This window comes from Pseudomonas sp. Tri1, from assembly GCF_017968885.1.
GTDB lineage: Bacteria > Pseudomonadota > Gammaproteobacteria > Pseudomonadales > Pseudomonadaceae > Aquipseudomonas.
This window is the reverse complement of the sequence record NZ_CP072913.1, coordinates 6,549,326-6,567,152: the sequence shown is the minus strand read 5'-3', so window position 1 is coordinate 6,567,152 and position 17,827 is coordinate 6,549,326. Positions and strand designations below refer to the sequence as shown.

Genomic DNA, 17,827 nt, shown 5'->3' with positions numbered 1-17,827 from the left:
GCGATAGGTTTGTGAGCTAAAACAAACCCGACGCAAGGCACCGGGTTTCTTGTGGCGTTCGCTGATTATTCCTCGTTCAAATCTTCCCCATCGATCAGCCCTTGAACGAAGCGGAGGACATTCGAGCAAATAGGTTTCTCGGATTCGGCCTGATTCTCTTCTGGACTAAGGTCACTATCAAAAGTGTCAGTCGTGAAATAACTGATGGCTCCCGAATCAAGGTTCAAGCAAAAGAAATTGCCGCCCAGGTCGTCCGCGAAAGGAAGGAGATGTGCAGGAAGAACTTGTTTCTTCAGCATCAGTTGATAGGTGGACAGCAGCGTGGGCTCACCGTACGCAATGGGCCTGAAAGAGGCGACTTCGATGGGGTCGAAAAAATCTTCGCTGACCCAATAAGCCCGTTCCGGCATGCCGCCGTTGTACTTGAGGTAATGGTTCCGAAAGGGAGCCGGTAGCTTCTTGCCGATGACGGATTCCAGATGGTCCAGATCTGCTGGGGTAATGGCCTTTTCGTAATCTGAGAATTTGTTTTCAAGCATCGAAATCCCCAATCATGAGCATCGCCAGGCGGGGAGGGCGGCTGAGGAACGTGTGTTCAAGCAATGTGATGCCCTCCATTGCATCTGTGTCCTTGTGGGTTACGGCATGCTCATGAATGCCATTTCTGGCGTTTGATCCGCGTCGGTTTGTTCAGGCAACCGGCAGGACATCTTACCCAGGGCTGGTACTTTTCGTTCCATCCCCTCCCCCCATTTTCAACTTCCCAACCACTGCCAATCTGCCTTGTGGGAGCGGTGATGCCCTCAGCATCCCGGTCACCGCCGATCCTCTGTGGGAGCGAGCTTGCTCGCGATGGCGGCGCCACATTCAACATCGCCGCAAGCTGACCCACCGCTATCGCGAGCAAGCTCGCTCCCACAGGGTTGGGGTGTCAGGCTGGGATGTCGAACACCAGCGAACCCTTGATCGTCGCCCAATGCGCCGCTTCGGCATCACCCAGTTTCTCGGCTTTCACGTAGCTCAAGGCAAGCATCTTGCGAGTGCCGGGCAGCACCAGGGCCAGCTGGAACTGGAAGACCTTTTCATTGCCTTTGTTGAACTGGCTGCGCAGTTCGATGGCCTCGACTTCCTGGTTGGCGCCCACGCGTAGGGTGGCGCCCGGTTGGCAGCGCAGGTCCTGGACTTGTTTTTCCAGGCGCTTGAGTTGGTCGTCGAGGTTGCTTTGCAGGGTTTCGCCCTCGGCCAGCATGCTGCGGCTGATGATCAGGGACGTGCCCAGTTCGGGGAACTTGAGGATGTTGATGGTCGCGTCCAGCAACTCGCTTGGCGGCAACTGGAGCTGGAATTCATTGAGGCGGTAAGTCATGGCGCATAAATCTCGAAGTTAGCCCTTGGGGAACGCGGCGCTGATGTTGGCGTCGATGCTGCCCTTGACGCCTTGGCCGTCCGGCGTGGCACCAGGGCCGCCACCGTTGTTCAGGTGCAGCACGCCGCCGGTGTTGAACTCGGCATCGCCGCTGGCGTAGAAGCTGATTTGCACGCCGCTCAGGTTGATCTGGCCGCTGGCGTTGAGCTCCAGGATGCTTTCACCGCACACCAGGCGCAGGTTTTCGCCCACTTCAATCACGTAGCTCTGGCTGATGCTGTCAGTCTTGCGCTGGCCAACGGAGAGGATGTCCTCCTGCTTGACGATGCGCAGGCGATTGTTGCCGATGGTCACCGTTTCGTTATGGCCGATGGTCTTGTTGCGGTCGTGGCCCACCGAATGGCTTTCATCCACCTCGACCACGATGTCCTGGTTGCGCTCGGCGTGGATGTACAACTGCTCGGCGCCTTTTTTGTCTTCCATGCGGATTTCGTTGAAGTTCGCCGGCGTGCCGCCCTTGCTCGAACGGCTTTTCATGCCGCTTTGGGTGGCATTGGCGGGCAAGTCATAGGGCACGGTCTGCTCGGCGTTGTAGACGCGACCGGTAATGATTGGCCGGTCCGGGTCGCCTTCGAGAAAGCTGACGATCACTTCCTGACCAATGCGCGGGATCTGCATCGAGCCCCAATTCTTGCCGGCCCATGCCTGCGACACGCGGATCCAGCACGAGCTGTTTTCGTTGGACTGGTCGTGCCGGTCCCAATAGAAATGCACCTTCACCCGGCCGAATTGGTCGGTCCAGATTTCCTCGCCCTTGGGGCCCACCACCAATGCAGTTTGCGGGCCTTTGACGATAGGCCGGTGGGTGGTCGCCAGCGGGCGATAGCTTTGCTGGGCGTCGATGCAGGTCAGGCTGCTTTCGAACTGGGCCGTCGGCGCGCCGCCGCCGGTTTCACCGCTTTCCTGGGAGAGGTAGTAGCGGGCGCCAACGATCAGGTATTCGCGGTTCTGGTCCTGGCGGCTGAAGCCGGTGAGGCTGAACAGGTGCCCCGAACCCAAGCCCCGGGCGTTGCCGGCCAACTCGATCTGTTCGTGCTGGGTCTGCAAGGCTTCGATGCGGGTGCGGGCGTAGTGTTCGCCATCCTGGCTCTGCACGTAGGTGCCCGGGTAGTCGTACAGCGGATAGTCGCCGGCGGTATGTGGGCGCGGCATGGCCGAGCGTACGTCGATGCGTGCGCTGGGGCGCTGGAAGTCGTAGTCGTTGAGCTCCAGCGAGCCGGGCTGGACTTCCTGGGCCAGGTGCCAGTCATGGATGTGGTCACGTTCGCGCTGCTGCTCGTTCTTCGGGTAGTAGGGCACCGAGCCGTAGCCGGGGGCCGTGGTGTGGGCGCCATAGGCGTCGGCCAGCACCAGCACATGCCGACCCTGCTCATGGCGGAAGAAGTAGTAGATGCCTTCCTGCTCCATCAGGCGGCTGACGAAATCGAAGCTGGTCTCGCGATACTGCACGCAGTATTCCCACTCGCGATAGGAGTGGCTCAAGGCGTCTTCGAAATCGGAGAAGCCGAGGTCGCGGAACACCTGCTTGATGATCTGCGGGATGGTCAGGTTCTGGAAAATCCGGCAATCGGAGGTGCGGGTCAGCAGCCACAGCCACGGGCGCAGGGTGGCCTGGTAACTGGCGAACTGGCCCTGGTCGACGTTCTGGCTGAAACGGGCGACGATGCCATGGAAATAACGCTCGCCACCGCCATCGAGTTGCAGGCTCACGCACATGGGTTTGCCGAGCACCTGGTTGAGGTCGATGGCGTTGTCCAGCGAATGCAGCTGCAACTCGTAGTTGAACAGCCTTCCTAATTCTTCGCCGCCGCCCATGTCCTTGAGCAACAGAACCTCGGGGCCGAGGGGGCTGGTGATCTTGGCCAGGCGTGAGGCTTGGTTGAATAGCATCGGTTGTCCTTATTACTGCCGCAGTCCATTTGACGCTGCGCAAGATTGCCGGCTTTTGACGTTGAAGATCAAGCAATCGCGACCTTTGAGCGCTCGTGCACCGGCATGAAATCGCCAGAGTAGTGACGCTGATCGCATAATGTAGTTCGTTACTTGGGGCAGAGGAACCCGGTTCTTGATTGTTCCCAGGCATTACTTGAATATCTGCTCCTTCGCGCGTCACCTCACGTCCATGGAAAGCGATTACTGTGACCTCTTACCGCATTCAAGAAGCCGATCTCGAGATCCCCGATACCTGGCAGGATCAGAGCATCAATATTTTCAAGCTGCCAGCAGTTGGTCCCGCTAAAGAAGCCAGTTTCGTGATCAGTCGCGATGCGACCCAGGGCGACGCTCCCTTTGCCGAGTACGTGGACCGCCAACTCAAAAGCGCGGAGCAGCAACTGCCGGGCTTCAAGCTGGTTCAGCGCTGGGACACCGTACTGCAAGGGCACACCACCACGTTGCTGGATTACACCTGGCAACGCGAGGGGCGTGAACTGATGCTGCGCCAGGTGTTCATCGAGCGTAAGCCCGCTGTGCTGATCACCACCTTGACCACCACACCGAATGATTTCGCCTACCACGAGCCGGCCTGGAAGCTGGCGATGCATTCGTTCAAGCCACAGCCGCCAATCGTCTGAGCATCGATAAGTCCCACTGAGCAGTCATACACATCAGTAAGGTAGATGCGCGCGATGGATGCACAGGCCGCAGCACGTCTGGGTGACGAAATAGCCCACGGGTTCGGGTTGGCCGCGATGGTCGCCGGTGCCGTGGCCGGTGCCTTGATCGGTGCTGCGGTGGTTGCCGCGACCGTCGCCACGGGGGGCGTGGCGCTGGCCATCATGGCGGGCTCGATTGCGGCCGGCGGCTTGTCGATGTTCCAGATCGTCAAGGGCCTTTCCACCATTTTCAATCTGCCCGAGCCCACCACGGGTGCGTTGATAATGGGCAGCTTCAATGTCTACATCAACGACCGCAATGCCATGAGGGCGGGCGAAGACGTTTCGTCTTCCTGCACCGGGCTGCCGATGAACCATCCGATCTGGCCCTTTCCGGTGCTGATCGCCGAAGGCAGCGCCACGGTCTTCATCAACGGCAAACCGGCGGCGCGCCTGCACAGCAAAATGGTGTGCGGCGCTCACATCAAGAGCGGCAGCCCCAATACGTTTATCGGTGGGCCGACGGTTTCGGTGGCGTTTGTGCTCGACCTTGAAGGCTGGTTGCATACCGGCCTGGAAGCACTGGGAATCGTGGCTGCGGCTGCTGCGCTGGTATTGGCCGCCATGGCCGGCGCCGCCGCCCTTGCTGCAGCCGTCGCCATTGGCGGTGCCGCGATGGCAGGCATGGCCCTGCTGGGGGACCTGGGCGACCGCCTGGGGCCGGGTTACCGGGATTTATTGCAGGGTGTGGCGGGCATGGCCTTGCTGGGCATGGGGCCGAAGTTGGCGAAACTGGGCAAGCCAGCCAGCACCCCCAAGGCTCCCAAGACCTTCGAAGAGGTCTACGCAAAAGCCCCGGCCGCCAAAGCGGAAATCGATACCGTCGCCGATGAAATCGCCGCCCAGTATGGGGGCAAGGTTGCCAAGGCGCCGATCAAGTCCGAGGCGCGTGCCCGAGAGAAAATCGACAACGACTACGGTGGGGATGCGACCCGGATCAAGGACCTGGCCAGGAATACGATCATCGTCGAATCCGACCAGATCAGTTCTGTTGCAGCAGAGCTCGGCAAGCGCGGCGCGAACGTGAAAGTGATTGACGGTGCCGCTAACGAAATGGGCTATAGCGGCGTCAATTCCACGATGCAGACCCGTGCAGGAATACCGGGAGAAATACAGGTCAACTCACCGGAAATGATTTACGCCAAGGAGCCAGAGTCGCTGGCTCGGGTGTTGCTGGGGGACGACACCTATAATGCCGTCGCCGCAAAAACCCAGGTCCCTGGCGGGCTGGGCCACAAGTATTACGAAGACTTCCGGGTCTTGGACAAGGCCAGTCCGCAGGCGCAAGCTATCGCGGACAAGAGCAAGGCCTATTACGACGCAGTCAGGGGGAACGGTGGGAATTGAATTGAGTGCCTTCGCCAGTCGGGATGTGTTCCTGGACTACGACTACGAAGAGGTCACCTTCCGTTGGGACCATCGCACCGGGACCGTATTCAGGAAATTTTACGGTGCTGCCGAAAGCGAACAATCGGTTCCCGCGGACAATAGGCTGTACAACGACGCCGTCTTGTATGGTCGCGAGATTTCCAAAGAACAATACGAGAAGGGCTTTGATCGCCAATGAGCATTCTGGACGCTGCAATCGCCCTGGCTTCAAGGGTCCACGCGGGCCAGGTGGATAAGGCCGGCAAGCCCTACATCCTCCACCCGTTGCGCCTGATGATGAAGTTCGACGGGCTTGAAGAGCAACTGGTCAGCCTGTTGCATGATGTGGTCGAAGACGGCGATGTCACGCTGGATGAGCTGCGCGGGCTTGGTATTCCCGAGGTTGCGGTAACGGCTATCGACTGCCTGACCAAGCGCCAGGGCGAGTCCTATGAACAATTCATCGCCCGGATTCGTCCCAATCCACTGGCGACCAAAGTGAAAATAGCGGACATCCACGACAATCTTGACCTCACTCGGCTGCCCGTCGTGCGAGACAAGGACCTGGAGCGCGCCGCGAAATATCATCGGGCATTGCGTTACCTGCAAGAGCAATGAATCATGTCGCCGCCGTCTGATCGTTGAAGGACAACGCGGCAAGACCGGCGCTGCGTTCGCTCTGACCGCATCGATAACGCCCCTGTGCAGTCATACACACCAGTAAGTTGGATTTTTCGCAATGGATGCACAGGCAGCAGCACGTCTGGGTGACGAAATAGCCCATGGGTTCGGGTTGGCCGCGATGGTCGCCGGTGCCGTGGCCGGCGCCTTGATCGGCGCAGCGGTCGTTGCCGCCACCGTTGCCACGGGCGGCGTGGCGCTGGCCATCATGGCGGGCTCGATTGCGGCGGGCGGCTTGTCGATGTTCCAGATCGTCAAGGGCCTTTCCACCATTTTCAATCTGCCCGAGCCCACCACGGGGGCGTTGATAATGGGCAGCTTCAACGTCTACATCAACAACCTCAATGCCATGAGGGCGGGCGAAGACACTGCGTCTTCCTGCACCGGGCTGCCGATGAACCATCCGATCTGGCCCTTTCCGGTGCTGATCGCCGAAGGCAGCGCCACGGTCTTCATCAACGGCAAACCGGCGGCGCGCCTGCACAGCAAAATGGTGTGCGGCGCTCACATCAAGAGTGGCAGCCCCAATACGTTTATCGGTGGGCCAACGGTGTCGGTGGCGTTTGTCCTGGATCTCGAAGGCTGGATGCACACTGGGTTGGAGGCGTTGGGATTATTGGCCATGGGAGGCGCAGCGATTCTTGCGGCCATGGCCGGCGTGGCCGCTTTAGTCGGTTTTGTGGTGATCGGCGGCGCGATGATGGCTGGCATGGCGTTGCTGGGGGATTTGGGGGATCGCTTGGGCCCGGGCTACCGGGACCTGCTCCAGGGCGTGGCGGGGATGGCGCTTTTGGGCCTGGGCCCGAAAATGGCGAAAATCGGTACGGCGCCCAAGCCCCGTTCGGTGGTCTTCAAACCGGGCCATACGTCGGACGATATCGCTTCGATGCCCAAGTTCAGCCGCCCGAAGGATCCTGCCGATTACCTTGAGGCGTCCTATATCGACAAGCATCTCAAAGTCTTCCAGGATGAAGGCGGCGCGTTTCTATTTACGCCTGATGATATCGCCAACCCCATGTACCAGACCTTTAGTCCTAATAAATACGTCATGGCAAAGTCAGATTTGCATGGTGTGGTGGCTGAATTCAACAAGACCGGCGACGTTTCACTGTTGGAGTCAGCCCTGGGCTATGACCCGGGCAGCCTGGCCGGCAAGGAGATCTACATGATGGACTTGAGTAACCCCAAGGTGGTCATGCCAACCGGCAACGAATATGGGGCGAACCCGCTATGGCGTCCTGGCGGCTTGACCCACCCCGGTGGTATGCGCGAAGCGGTCATGGACAATGTGGGCATCCCACACAATAACGACATCAATTTCCTGCTCGCAAACCCGGATGTAGTGAGAGTCCAATGAGTGCCAACCTAGACAACGTATTGCTGCTGGCCCTGGCCAATGATGAGCTGGATAAATTCCTAGTCGGCGAGCCGTTCTACTTCCAAGAAGCCAAGAACGATAACGAAGAGCCGCAGAACATCGTCGCGGCTTTCGATTTGTTGGTGTTGCGTTATTGGCAACAGACGCGTGACCCTCAGTTTCCTGGGCGCTTTGTGGCGGCTTTGCTCAAGATTCTCGCAACCTACCCTGATCGTAATCGGGCAATTTATGTCGCAGCGGTGTGGGTCTGGTACTACCGGTTTTGCCTGAGCAAAAAGCACGCACAACCCGAGGGGCTTTATGCCGACCTGTTCGAGATCGATATGGGGGCCGTGGCGCTGGCCCTTCAGCGGCAGCTTGAGCTCAACAAGGCTGAGCTTGTTCAGGATACGCGGTGGGCGGGCGGCACCTGGAACAGCCAGAACGGCTTGTGGGGGCCACTGATGCGCACCGCCCTGTTTGTCCGGGATAAGCTGGGCGGCCCTGACTTCGTGCCGGCCAATCTCTGAGTGATGAATGATAGGCTGAAGGCCTACGTGGAAAGAGCCGACGGTGAATCGATTCGTGTTCGAATCATGGATAACGCGCTGGATTCTTCCCTGCGTGCCATCGGGTTTTCGAATGCGACAGAACAAGATATCTACCTTTTGCGCGTCGCGGACAACAAGCAGAAGGCTGGGGTATTCGATGAGCTCCGTTCATTGGGCGTGGCCTTTTCGGCGGGCAAGGAATGTTGCCCCTCCGAAGTTTTCGAATATCTTCGTGACGAGCAACTGCTGAGGGGCAAGTATTTGCGAGTCGCGTGGACGCAGCCCGGTCAATACCGGCTTACAAACGAGTGAAATTTCAAGATGCCTTGGTCCACCGCGACCAAAGGTTCTGCGTGGGGACCGAACAGGACTCGGGTCGATGCTACGTCTCCATACCGGTTAGCAACGGCATGGTCGATTATGAGGAATACTATGCAATCGACCGTGCAACCTTTGAGCTGTTCAGGCGTGACCCGGATGCCGCGCTGCCGTTTGTGGCCCGTTGCAGAAGGCGCGAGCTGGACGAGCTGTTGATTGTCCCGCCGGGAGCGAATCGCGGTACGGCCATCTGATTGTCGAAAGGTCTGGTAACGATGAACCCGTGGCGAGGGAGCAAGCTCCTTCGCCACGGATGTTCCGGCCGTGAGCCTCAGCGTTTGGCCTTAGCCGGGAACAACGCCTTTACCGCCGCATCGATCACACCCTTGATGCCCTTGCCCTTGGCATCCACTTCGCTGGCGCCTCCGGAGTTGAGGTCCAAACGGCCGCCGGTGTCGATGTTGCCATTGCCGCTGGCGTAGATGTTGAACGCGGTGCCCGAGATGTTGATCTCGCCACTGGCATTGAACTCCAGCACGCTTTTGCCACAGACCAGTCGAATCTGCGAACCCGCCTCCACGAGGTATTGGGTGCTGATGCTGTCGCTCTTGGCTCCGCCGACGAGCAACGCATCGTTGCGCTGCACGGCGCGCAGGCGGTCTTCGCCAATCCGTACGATTTCGTTGCGGTCGATGTTCTTGCGTCGGTCGCGGCCCACCCAGTGGCTTTCATCCACTTCCACGGCGATGTCCTGGTTGCGCTCGGCGTGGATGTACAGCTGCTCGGCGCCTTTTTTATCTTCCATGCGGATTTCATTGAAATTCGCTGGCGTACCGCCCTTGCTGGAGCGGCTTTTGGTGCCGCTTTGAGTGGCATTGGCAGGTAATGCATACGGTACGGTCTGTTCCGCGTTATAGACACGACCGGTGACGATAGGCCTATCGGGATCCCCCTCAAGGAAGCTGACGATCACCTCCTGGCCAATGCGCGGGATCTGCACCGAACCCCAATTCTTGCCGGCCCAAGCCTGCGACACCCGAATCCAACACGAGCTGTTTTCGTTGGATTGATCGTGCCGGTCCCAGTAGAAATGCACCTTCACCCGGCCGAACTGATCAGTCCAGATTTCCTCGCCCTTGGGGCCGACCACCAATGCAGTTTGCGGGCCTTTGACGATAGGCCGGTGGGTGGTCGCCAGCGGGCGATAGCTTTGCTGGGCGTCGATGCAGGTCAGGCTGCTTTCGAACTGGGCCGACGGCGCGCCACCGCTGGTTTCGCCGCTTTCCTGGGAAATGTAATAGCGGGCGCCGACGATCAGGTATTCGCGGTTCTGGTCCTGGCGGCTGAAACCGGTGAGGCTGAACAAATGCCCCGAGCCCAGGCCCCGGGCGTTGCCGGCCAGTTCCACTTGTTCGTGCAGGGTCTGCAAGGCCTCGATGCGAGTGCGAGCGTAGTGTTCACCGTCCTGGCTCTGCACGTAGGTGCCGGGGTAGTCATACAGCGGGTAGTCGCCGGCGGTGTGCGGACGGGGCATGGCCGAGCGTACGTCGATGCGTGCGCTGGGGCGCTGGAAATCATAGTCGTTGAGCTCCAGCGAACCGGGCTGGACTTCCTGGGCTAGGTGCCAGTCGTGAATGTGGTCACGTTCGCGCTGTTGTTCATTCTTGGGGTAGTAGGGCACTGACCCGTAGCCCGGAGCGCGGGTGTGGGCACCATAGGCGTCGGCCAGCACCAGCACATGACGGCCCTGCTCATGGCGGAAGAAGTAATAGATGCCTTCCTGTTCCATCAAGCGGCTGACGAAATCGAAACTGGTCTCGCGATACTGCACGCAGTATTCCCACTCGCGATAAGGCCGGCTCAGGGCGTCTTCGAAATCGGAAAAACCCAGGTCGCGGAACACCTGCTTGATGATCTGCGGAATGGTCAGGTTCTGGAAAATCCGGCAATCGGAGGTGCGGGTCAGCAGCCACAACCACGGGCGCAGGGTGGCCTGATAGCTGGCGAACTGGCCCTGGTCGACGTTCTGGCTGCAGCGGGCAACGATGCCATGGAAATAGCGCTCGCCACCGCCGTCCAGTTGCAGGCTCACGCACATGGGCTTGCCGAGCAGTTGGTTGAGGTCGATGGCGTTGTCCAGCGAATGCAGCTGCAACTCGTAGTTGAACAGCCGCCCCAGCTCTTCACCGCCGCCCATGTCCTTGAGCAACAGGACCTCAGGTCCCAGGGGGCTGGTGATCTTGGCCAGGCGCGAGGCTTGGTTGAATAACATCGGTTATCTCATTGTGATAATGGCTGTGCCGCTGATTGCCTGAAGACACCGGAACAACTGTGGGAGCGAGCTTGCTCGCGATAGCTGTGTGTCAGTCAACATGGATGTTGAATGTGACTGCGCTATCGCAAGCAAGCTCGCTCCCACAGGGTTTTACAGTGTTCCTTAGCGTCAAGCCGCGTCGCTGAAGTCGTACTGCAATTCGTTATCCACCGCGCTGATCCGCACACCGGCCAGGGCCTTGCCTTCGAGCATGCGGGTCAGGAACTCGCGGCTCATGTCCGGCAGCAGGCTGTTGGTCAGGATGGTGTCGATCATGCGTCCGCCGCTTTCGGTTTCGGTGCAACGCGAGACGATCAGGTCGATCACCGCGTCGTCGTAGTCGAAGGCCACTTTGTGGGTGCTTTCCACGCGCTTCTTGATGCGGTTGAGTTGCAGGCGGGTGATGGCCTTGAGCATCTCGTCGCTGAGCGGGTAGTACGGAATCGTCACCAGGCGGCCGAGCAGGGCCGGCGGGAAAATCTCCAGCAGCGGCTGGCGCAGGGCTTTGGCGATGTCTTCCGGCTCGGGCACGTTCTGCGGGTCTTTGCAGACGTCGGCAATCAACTCGGTGCCGGCGTTGGTGGTCAGCAGGATCAAGGTGTTCTTGAAGTCGATCACCCGGCCTTCGCCGTCTTCCATCACGCCTTTGTCGAACACCTGGAAGAAGATCTCATGCACGTCCGGGTGGGCTTTTTCCACCTCGTCCAGCAGCACCACGCTGTACGGTTTGCGCCGCACGGCTTCGGTCAACACGCCGCCTTCGCCGTAGCCGATGTAGCCCGGTGGCGCGCCCTTGAGGGTGGACACGGTGTGGGCTTCCTGGAACTCGCTCATGTTGATGGTGATGACGTTCTGCTCGCCGCCGTACATGGCTTCGGCCAGGGCCAGGGCGGTTTCGGTCTTGCCCACGCCGGAGGTGCCGGCGAGCATGAACACGCCAATCGGCTTGCTTGGGTTGTCCAGGCCAGCGCGGGAGGTCTGGATGCGCTTGGCGATCATCTGCAGGGCGTGGTCCTGGCCGATGATGCGTTTTTTCAGGTGCTGGTCGAGGTTGAGCACGGTTTCCAGTTCGTTGCGGGCCATGCGGCCCACCGGGATACCGGTCCAGTCGGCGACCACCGAGGCCACGGCCTGGTAATCCACGGTCGGCAGGATCAGCGGGTTTTCACCTTGCAGGGCGGTCAGGCGCTGTTGCAGGTCCACCAGCTTCTCGCGCAGTTCGTGGCTGGTCTCGCTGCCATCCTCGCTGTCCACCACGCCGACGCGCTCGCGCAGGGTGGCGCGGGTGGCGAGCAGTTCGTCCACCAGGGTTTTCTCTTCGGCCCAGCGGCTTTCCAGCTCGGCCAGGCGTTCGCGCTCGGCGCTCAGCAGGTTCTCGCTGTGGGTCTGGCGAGTGCCGATGACCACGCCAATCGCGTGCTCACGGGCGATGATTTGCAGCTCGGTTTCCAGCGCTTCGATGCGCCGACGGCTGTCGTCCACTTCGGCCGGCACGGCGTGCAGGCTGATGGCGACGCGGGCGCACGCGGTGTCCAGCAGGCTCACGGATTTGTCCGGCAGTTGGCGCGCAGGAATGTAGCGATGGGACAACTTGACCGAGGCCTCCAGAGCTTCGTCGAGGATCTGCACCTGATGGTGTTTTTCCATGGTCGAGGCCACGCCGCGCATCATCAGCAGTGCCTTGTCTTCCGACGGTTCGGCCACTTGCACCACTTGGAAACGACGGGTCAGGGCCGGGTCTTTTTCGATGTGCTTCTTGTACTCGGCCCAGGTGGTGGCGGCCACGGTGCGCAAGGTGCCGCGAGCCAGGGCTGGTTTGAGCAGGTTGGCCGCGTCACCGGTACCGGCGGCGCCACCGGCACCGACCAGGGTGTGGGCTTCGTCGATGAACAGGATGATCGGTTTGGGCGAGGCCTGGACGTCTTCGATGACCTGGCGCAGGCGTTGTTCGAACTCGCCTTTCATGCTCGCGCCGGCCTGCAACAGGCCAACGTCGAGGCTGCGCAGTTCCACGTCCTTGAGGGCCGGTGGTACGTCACCGGCAACGATGCGCAGGGCAAAGCCTTCGACCACGGCGGTCTTGCCCACACCGGCTTCACCGGTGAGGATCGGGTTGTTCTGCCGGCGACGCATGAGGATGTCCACCAGTTGGCGGATCTCTTCGTCGCGGCCGACGATCGGGTCGAGCTTGCCGCTGCGGGCTTGTTCGGTGAGGTCGACGGTGAAGCGCTTGAGGGCTTCCTGCTTGCCCATGGCGCTAGGGGCCATGGCACCGCTGGCTTCGCCAGGCACGGCACCAGCATTGAAGCCGTCGCTGGCGGTCAGGGCGTTTTCCGGCGAGTCGCCGACGTATTCGTCAAAGCGCTCGCTCAGGGCTTCGACCTTGACCTTGTCGAACTCCGACGACAGGCCCAGCAGCGCATGGCGCAGGCTCGGGGTCTTGAGAATGCCCAGCACCAGGTAACCGGTGCGCACCTGGCTTTCGCCGAACATCAGGCTACCGTAGACCCAGCCGCGTTCCACGGCTTCTTCCACGTGGGACGACAAATCGGTGATGGAGGTCGAACCCCGAGGCAAACGGTCCAGCGCTTCGGTCAGGTCACGGGCCAGGCGTGCCGGCTCGATGTTGAACTGGCGGATGATGCGGTGCAGGTCCGAGTCCTGCAGTTGCAGTAACTGGTGAAACCAGTGGGCCAGTTCCACGTAAGGGTTACCGCGCAACTTGCAGAAGACGGTGGCGGCTTCGATGGCTTTGTAGGCCACGCTGTTGAGTTTGCCGAACAACGCGGCGCGACTGATTTCACCCATGCTCATGGCTCCTTGAGGTCTGTGAGGTGTTGGCCTGTTCGGCGTAATGCCGGGCCAGTATTAGATCGTTGGCATCTGTTTCGGGACGTCCCAGCCAGGTGTTGAAACCCAGGCGGAAACGACCGTTGAGTTGTAGTGCCGGGACTTCGGGCTGCTCCAGGACCAGGTTCAGGTCCCAGTCCAGTTCATGGCCCAGGTATTCGGCGACCCACGCCACCAGCTCGTTGAACGGTTGGCTGCCGGGCAGCATGCCCATGTAGTCAACGAGCTTGAGCGGGCCCAGGCGAATGCGGAATTTGTGCTGGCGATCCCACACGTAGCGACCCAGGCAGAAGTCCGTGCCCAACTGATGGGCGCTGACACCGACGCGGCTGCGCTCCGGCAGTTCCAGCCATTGGCCGACATACTCTTCGATTTCCACCGGCAGGCCGAAGTACTCGCTGAGAATCGCCTTCAAGCCGTCCGGGTAGCGGGTTTGCGCCGCCAGGTGGCCGCTGTAATGCAGCTTTGCCGTGTCGGGGATCAGCCCCTGATTGAGCAGGCTCGGCATGCCGCGGCCACTGAGGGCGGCCAGGCGCGCCGACCAGTAGTCATCGTCCGGGCGGTCGTGGCTGACCGTCGGCCGCGCTTCGGCCCAGGCCCGGTAGAACAGGCTGAGCAGGCGATGGTGGAAGACATCGAAAAAGCGTTTGCTGGTGCTGTCGGCGTTGTTGCGCTGGCGTTCGCGCACATACTCGGTGATGTGCAGCGGCATCGGGCCGTTGGGGCCGCCGAGGCCGAAGAAGAATTGCTCCAGGCGTGCCGGCGCGCCGTCGAGGCCCGGTTGCACCGAGGCCAGGGTGGCCGGGGCAAAGGTGCATTCGGCCTGTTGCCCCAGACGCAGCGGGTCATCGGCCAGGCGCAGGGAATGGCCCAGGCGCGGCAACTCGGGGGATTCGCACTCGATGCGCCGCAACGCCTGGAAGAAGTCGTATTCCCAGGGTTCCTGGTGCATCGCGTCCAGGGTACTCACAGGGTCGGACGACGTCCGGGCTTGGCTTTCCATCGCATGATCTCGCCGCGTTCGGTGGTACGGATCACCGTCTCGGTAAAACTGTTGATCGACACGTAGCGTGCCAGGAAGCGCTCGAACACGGCGCCGAGCAGGAACACTCCGGTGCCGCGAAACGCGTTTTCATCGAATTCCAGGGTGATCTCCAGGCCACGCCCGAACACAATCGGGCCGGGCATCGGCAAGCGTCGGGTGCAGGCTTTGCTGCTGACGTCCCGCAGGCCTTCGATCTGCAATTGCAACGCTGCGTCGTTGCTGTCGCCGTACAGGCGCAGCAGTTCACGCAGGGCGGCGGCGCCTTGGCCTTGCTCGCTGAGGGACAAATAGTTCAGCGACAGCTGGCTGATCAGCCGCCAGGCCTTGGCGTCGTGGGCATGGCTGGCGCGAGGGCGGCTCGGGCCGGCGACGCAGCGCACCGCGCCGACTGGCGCACTGTCGGCCAGGGTGAAGTCGGTCTTGCCGCTGCCTACGCTCATGAACAGCGGCAGGTCGCGGTTGGTGCACAAGGCCGTCACGCCCAGTTGGCGCAGGTCGTGGCGATAGGGCGCTTGCTGGCTGTCCACCAGGCTGACGAAAGTTTCGCTGCCGATGTAGGTCGAGCGCGGACCGTTGCGACGCTGGTCGCTGGACAACACGCGCGGCTCACGGCGCACCGTGTAGTAGGCCTGGTCGCGCCCGTAGCGGGACGGATCGCGTACGGCATAGAACGGCAGGAACGGTTGTTCCGGCCCGGTGCCGTGGCCGGTGAGGCCGGTCAGCGAATGCACTTCGAAATCCATCGGCCGGGTGCGGTCGGCGATCACGTGGTGTTCGTTGACCCGTTCCGACAGGTGGATGCGATCCAGGCGCTTGGGGAACAGGTTAATGGCCGGGGTGCAGAACGGCAGGAACTGCGAAGCACCGACGCTGCCTTCCAGGCTTGGGTCGTGGCGGTCGAACAGCACGATCAACTCCAGCTCCTGGCCGTCGCAACGCTTGACCGCGCGGCTCAGTTGGGTGAAGTCGACAAACAGGAAGCGGTGGGGCAGGGCGAAGTATTCCTGCAACAGGCGATAGCCTTGGAAGGCGCGCGGCACTACGGGCAGCGCGGCGTCGGCATCATCGAAGCCACGTGAGCGCAGCGCGTCTTGCGGCAGGCGTTCGACCCAATTGCCACCGGGCTTGCGGGCAAATACCGCGCAGGCGTTGCCCAGCAGTTGCTCGTAGAGGCGAAAGGGCTGCTCGTCGGCCCCGCTGAGGTACAGCGGCAGGTTGTCCAGGGACAGGCTGTTGAACGGCAGCTCGGCGCCGGTGCGCAGTGTGATGCGCAGCCCAGCCTTGGCTTTCGGTTCGCTGGCGGCCAGGCGCCCGAGCACGGCGGATGGGTTGCCGAAGTACTCGGCCTGGCTGACCTGCAACGGCCACAACGTCACCGCGTGGGCGGTGCGGTACTCGCAGCAGGTCTGGGTTTCACGCCCCAGGGCGGCGCGCAGGACCGTGTCCCGGGGCAGCGGGAAGCCGCTGCTCAGCGAGCCTTCGTCCGGGTCGGCCTGCAGTTGCACCACGGTCATCGACGGCGTGGGCGCCAGGTAATGGGGGTAGGCGATTTCCAGCAGGTTGTGGGTGAACGTCGGGTATTCGGCGTCGAGCTTGAGTTGCACCCGCGCCGTCAGGTAGGCGAAGCCTTCCAGCAAGCGCTCGACGTACGGGTCGGCGCAGTCCATGCCGGACAATGACAGCCGGCTGGCGATCTTGGGGTATTCCTTGGCGAACTCCGCCGCGCTTTCGCGCACGTGGTGCAGTTCCTGGTTGTACAGCTCCAGCAGGCGCGGGTTCATGGGCGCCTCCGCTGGTCGGCGTTAACCACCCGCACGTGCCCGGTTTCCAGGTCCAGGTCGGTTTGCAGCATCAGGCGCAGCGGCACGGGCTGGGCCCAGAGATCGCCTTCGATCTCGAAACTCAAGGCGTTGTGGTTCATCTCGGCGGTTGCCCCAGCGCGCACACGCAGGGTGTGGCGCAGGATGCGCGGTTCGAACGTGGCGATGGCCTGGTGGATCAAGGTTTCCAGGGCCGAGACATCGACGTTCGAGGCGCTGTTACCGGCCAGGGCCGGCAGCCCGAAATTCACCACCGAGGTGCCCGCCGGGGTATGCAGCGTGGCATCGGCGCTGAGCAATGACGTGGTGTTGAGCAGCCACGCCAGGTCACGCAGCACCGAGGCTTTCAATTGGGTCAGGGAGAGCACGCGCTTGTCGGCGCTTTCCTTCGGGTTGGTCGGATCGTCGTCGGTCAGCCGGTCCAGCAGGGACGGTTGCAGGCGATCGCGGGTGGCGATTTCGGTTACCAAGTGAATAGGCCCGTGTAATTCTTCTGGTCACCTGTGCCGCGCATGCAGCTGGCATTGCGAGCGATTATCGAAGGTTCGAGTTGTCCATTGATCTGGCGTATGGCGCGGTACTCGGAGCGACATTCCTGATTGTTTTGAGGGCCACCGGCCACGTGGACAACGATGACAATGGGCACGTTGCCGAAGGTCTCGACATGGGGTTTGCCTTGTCGATCGACCGTGAACTGGCAGGGCCACGCCAGGTCGAGTGGCATCAGGGTCTGGTCGGGCTTGCGCAGCGCGCAGCGCGCCTGGTCGTTCTCCAGCACCAGGGTTTGCCCGCCCATCGAGACGACATGTTCCACCGCTGCGGTGGACGCTGCCGACGGGGATTGCTGCTGGGCACAGGCGGTGAGGCTGGTTAGCAGGCAGCCGACCCATATCGCGCAGTGAGCCTTGGTCATAGGAGCTCCCAGAACCAGATCGCTCGAGATCGATAGGCCGGATCGTCATACCCGAGGGTCAGGCCTCGGTTCCAGAGGTCGATATGATCGCCGGTGCGACTTTCCGAGGACTCTCCCACTTGCGGGAAACAATCCTTGAAGAAAATCAGGCCGGTCTTGTCTTGCAGCTTGCGTCGGTCCGCGGCAGTTCCGCCGAGGATCAACGGGCGCCCCAGGTGATGTTTCCACAGCCAGTTCGCCAGCGATTCGGCGCCCCTGGCGTGCTCATGGGCACACTTGGGTTCGGTGTAGGTGGACTTGTTGACCTTGATGGTCAGCTCGGTATTGAGCGTGATGCTCATGCGAATCGCACATTGGTTTGCCCAGGGACCGTCGCAAGGTTTTGCATCAGGATGGGCCACCAGCAGATCGGAATACGCTTTCCACAAATTGACAAACGAAGGCTTGGCCATGACTCAGATACCGGGTGGAAAAGAATTGGATTCGAGCAAGCACCAAACACCCCCGGCGCGTGGCGCCGGGGGCGCGTT

18 protein-coding genes are annotated in these 17,827 nt (G+C 61.3%); 8 read left to right on the top strand and 10 right to left on the bottom strand.

Annotation, left to right across the window (positions count from 1 at the left end; translation table 11 throughout):
• Positions 1 to 65 precede the first annotated feature (65 nt).
• The 3 genes from J9870_RS28785 to J9870_RS28775 form a co-directional block, all read right to left on the bottom strand.
• Positions 66 to 539 carry an SMI1/KNR4 family protein gene (locus tag J9870_RS28785; RefSeq protein ID WP_210642062.1) on the bottom strand — a complete coding sequence of 158 codons (474 nt, stop codon included), beginning with the start codon at positions 537 to 539 and terminating at the stop codon, positions 66 to 68.
• A 392-nt stretch (positions 540 to 931) separates the two neighbouring features.
• Positions 932 to 1,366: a DcrB-related protein gene (locus tag J9870_RS28780; RefSeq protein ID WP_210642061.1), complete on the bottom strand. Its 435-nt coding sequence runs from the start codon at positions 1,364 to 1,366 to the stop codon at positions 932 to 934.
• Positions 1,367 to 1,384: 18 nt separating this feature from the next.
• Entirely contained in the window at positions 1,385 to 3,316 is a 1,932-nt protein-coding gene (locus tag J9870_RS28775) for a type VI secretion system Vgr family protein (protein ID WP_210642060.1), read from the bottom strand.
• Positions 3,317 to 3,564: 248 nt separating this feature from the next.
• On the opposite strand from J9870_RS28775, the gene J9870_RS28770 reads away from it, so the two are divergent.
• The 8 genes from J9870_RS28770 (at position 3,565) to J9870_RS28735 (ending at position 8,609) form a co-directional block, all read left to right on the top strand.
• The gene (locus tag J9870_RS28770; RefSeq protein WP_135847818.1) at positions 3,565 to 3,999 is read left to right on the top strand and encodes a DcrB-related protein; all 435 of its coding nucleotides are present in this window, start codon (positions 3,565 to 3,567) and stop codon (positions 3,997 to 3,999) included.
• A 54-nt stretch (positions 4,000 to 4,053) separates the two neighbouring features.
• On the top strand, positions 4,054 to 5,427 hold the full coding sequence (locus J9870_RS28765; protein WP_210642059.1) for a PAAR domain-containing protein: 1,374 nt from the start codon (positions 4,054 to 4,056) through the stop codon (positions 5,425 to 5,427).
• 1 nt (position 5,428) lies between these two features.
• On the top strand, positions 5,429 to 5,647 hold the full coding sequence (locus J9870_RS28760; RefSeq protein ID WP_246883061.1) for a hypothetical protein: 219 nt from the start codon (positions 5,429 to 5,431) through the stop codon (positions 5,645 to 5,647).
• Complete coding sequence (locus tag J9870_RS28755) at positions 5,644 to 6,066, top strand: GTP pyrophosphokinase (RefSeq protein WP_210642057.1); 423 nt, start codon at positions 5,644 to 5,646, stop codon at positions 6,064 to 6,066. The genes J9870_RS28760 and J9870_RS28755 overlap by 4 nt, the downstream gene beginning before the upstream one ends.
• 121 nt (positions 6,067 to 6,187) lie before the next feature.
• Positions 6,188 to 7,486 carry a PAAR domain-containing protein gene (locus J9870_RS28750; RefSeq protein ID WP_210642056.1) on the top strand — a complete coding sequence of 433 codons (1,299 nt, stop codon included), beginning with the start codon at positions 6,188 to 6,190 and terminating at the stop codon, positions 7,484 to 7,486.
• Complete coding sequence (locus tag J9870_RS28745) at positions 7,483 to 8,016, top strand: hypothetical protein (protein WP_210642055.1); 534 nt, start codon at positions 7,483 to 7,485, stop codon at positions 8,014 to 8,016. Before J9870_RS28750 ends, J9870_RS28745 begins: the two co-directional genes overlap by 4 nt.
• A 66-nt stretch (positions 8,017 to 8,082) precedes the next feature.
• Positions 8,083 to 8,349 (top strand): hypothetical protein, encoded by a 267-nt coding sequence (locus J9870_RS28740; RefSeq protein WP_246883060.1) that lies wholly within the window; start codon positions 8,083 to 8,085, stop codon positions 8,347 to 8,349.
• Positions 8,346 to 8,609, top strand: coding sequence for a hypothetical protein (locus tag J9870_RS28735; RefSeq protein WP_210642053.1), 264 nt, complete (start codon positions 8,346 to 8,348; stop codon positions 8,607 to 8,609). Before J9870_RS28740 ends, J9870_RS28735 begins: the two co-directional genes overlap by 4 nt.
• Positions 8,610 to 8,686: 77 nt before the next feature.
• Here J9870_RS28735 and J9870_RS28730 read toward each other — a convergent pair whose 3' ends face one another.
• The 7 genes from J9870_RS28730 to J9870_RS28700 form a co-directional block, all read right to left on the bottom strand.
• Positions 8,687 to 10,627, bottom strand: coding sequence for a type VI secretion system tip protein VgrG (locus J9870_RS28730; RefSeq protein WP_210642052.1), 1,941 nt, complete (start codon positions 10,625 to 10,627; stop codon positions 8,687 to 8,689).
• A 171-nt stretch (positions 10,628 to 10,798) separates the two neighbouring features.
• Positions 10,799 to 13,477, bottom strand: a complete 2,679-nt coding sequence (tssH, locus tag J9870_RS28725) for a type VI secretion system ATPase TssH (protein WP_210642051.1) — start codon at positions 13,475 to 13,477, stop codon at positions 10,799 to 10,801.
• Complete coding sequence (tssG, locus tag J9870_RS28720; RefSeq protein ID WP_210642050.1) at positions 13,470 to 14,522, bottom strand: type VI secretion system baseplate subunit TssG; 1,053 nt, start codon at positions 14,520 to 14,522, stop codon at positions 13,470 to 13,472. The genes tssH and tssG overlap by 8 nt, the downstream gene beginning before the upstream one ends.
• Complete coding sequence (gene tssF / locus J9870_RS28715) at positions 14,486 to 16,345, bottom strand: type VI secretion system baseplate subunit TssF (protein WP_210642049.1); 1,860 nt, start codon at positions 16,343 to 16,345, stop codon at positions 14,486 to 14,488. Before tssF ends, tssG begins: the two co-directional genes overlap by 37 nt.
• Positions 16,342 to 16,854, bottom strand: a complete 513-nt coding sequence (gene tssE / locus J9870_RS28710) for a type VI secretion system baseplate subunit TssE (protein ID WP_210642048.1) — start codon at positions 16,852 to 16,854, stop codon at positions 16,342 to 16,344. Before tssE ends, tssF begins: the two co-directional genes overlap by 4 nt.
• Entirely contained in the window at positions 16,848 to 17,297 is a 450-nt protein-coding gene (locus tag J9870_RS28705; protein WP_210642047.1) for a hypothetical protein, read from the bottom strand. The genes tssE and J9870_RS28705 overlap by 7 nt, the downstream gene beginning before the upstream one ends.
• Positions 17,294 to 17,749, bottom strand: coding sequence for a T6SS effector amidase Tae4 family protein (locus J9870_RS28700; RefSeq protein ID WP_134926465.1), 456 nt, complete (start codon positions 17,747 to 17,749; stop codon positions 17,294 to 17,296). The genes J9870_RS28705 and J9870_RS28700 overlap by 4 nt, the downstream gene beginning before the upstream one ends.
• Positions 17,750 to 17,827: the final 78 nt, after the last annotated feature.

Coding starts and splice junctions, on each gene's coding strand:
- J9870_RS28785 (WP_210642062.1), bottom strand. CDS start 539: ATGCTTGAAAACAAATTCTCAGATTACGAAAAGGCCATTACCCCAGCA.
- J9870_RS28780 (WP_210642061.1), bottom strand. CDS start 1,366: ATGACTTACCGCCTCAATGAATTCCAGCTCCAGTTGCCGCCAAGCGAG.
- J9870_RS28775 (WP_210642060.1), bottom strand. CDS start 3,316: ATGCTATTCAACCAAGCCTCACGCCTGGCCAAGATCACCAGCCCCCTC.
- J9870_RS28765 (WP_210642059.1), top strand. CDS start 4,054: ATGGATGCACAGGCCGCAGCACGTCTGGGTGACGAAATAGCCCACGGG.
- J9870_RS28755 (WP_210642057.1), top strand. CDS start 5,644: ATGAGCATTCTGGACGCTGCAATCGCCCTGGCTTCAAGGGTCCACGCG.
- J9870_RS28750 (WP_210642056.1), top strand. CDS start 6,188: ATGGATGCACAGGCAGCAGCACGTCTGGGTGACGAAATAGCCCATGGG.
- J9870_RS28745 (WP_210642055.1), top strand. CDS start 7,483: ATGAGTGCCAACCTAGACAACGTATTGCTGCTGGCCCTGGCCAATGAT.
- J9870_RS28740 (WP_246883060.1), top strand. CDS start 8,083: ATGGATAACGCGCTGGATTCTTCCCTGCGTGCCATCGGGTTTTCGAAT.
- J9870_RS28730 (WP_210642052.1), bottom strand. CDS start 10,627: ATGTTATTCAACCAAGCCTCGCGCCTGGCCAAGATCACCAGCCCCCTG.
- tssH (WP_210642051.1), bottom strand. CDS start 13,477: ATGGGTGAAATCAGTCGCGCCGCGTTGTTCGGCAAACTCAACAGCGTG.
- tssG (WP_210642050.1), bottom strand. CDS start 14,522: ATGGAAAGCCAAGCCCGGACGTCGTCCGACCCTGTGAGTACCCTGGAC.
- tssF (WP_210642049.1), bottom strand. CDS start 16,345: ATGAACCCGCGCCTGCTGGAGCTGTACAACCAGGAACTGCACCACGTG.
- J9870_RS28705 (WP_210642047.1), bottom strand. CDS start 17,297: ATGACCAAGGCTCACTGCGCGATATGGGTCGGCTGCCTGCTAACCAGC.
- J9870_RS28700 (WP_134926465.1), bottom strand. CDS start 17,749: ATGGCCAAGCCTTCGTTTGTCAATTTGTGGAAAGCGTATTCCGATCTG.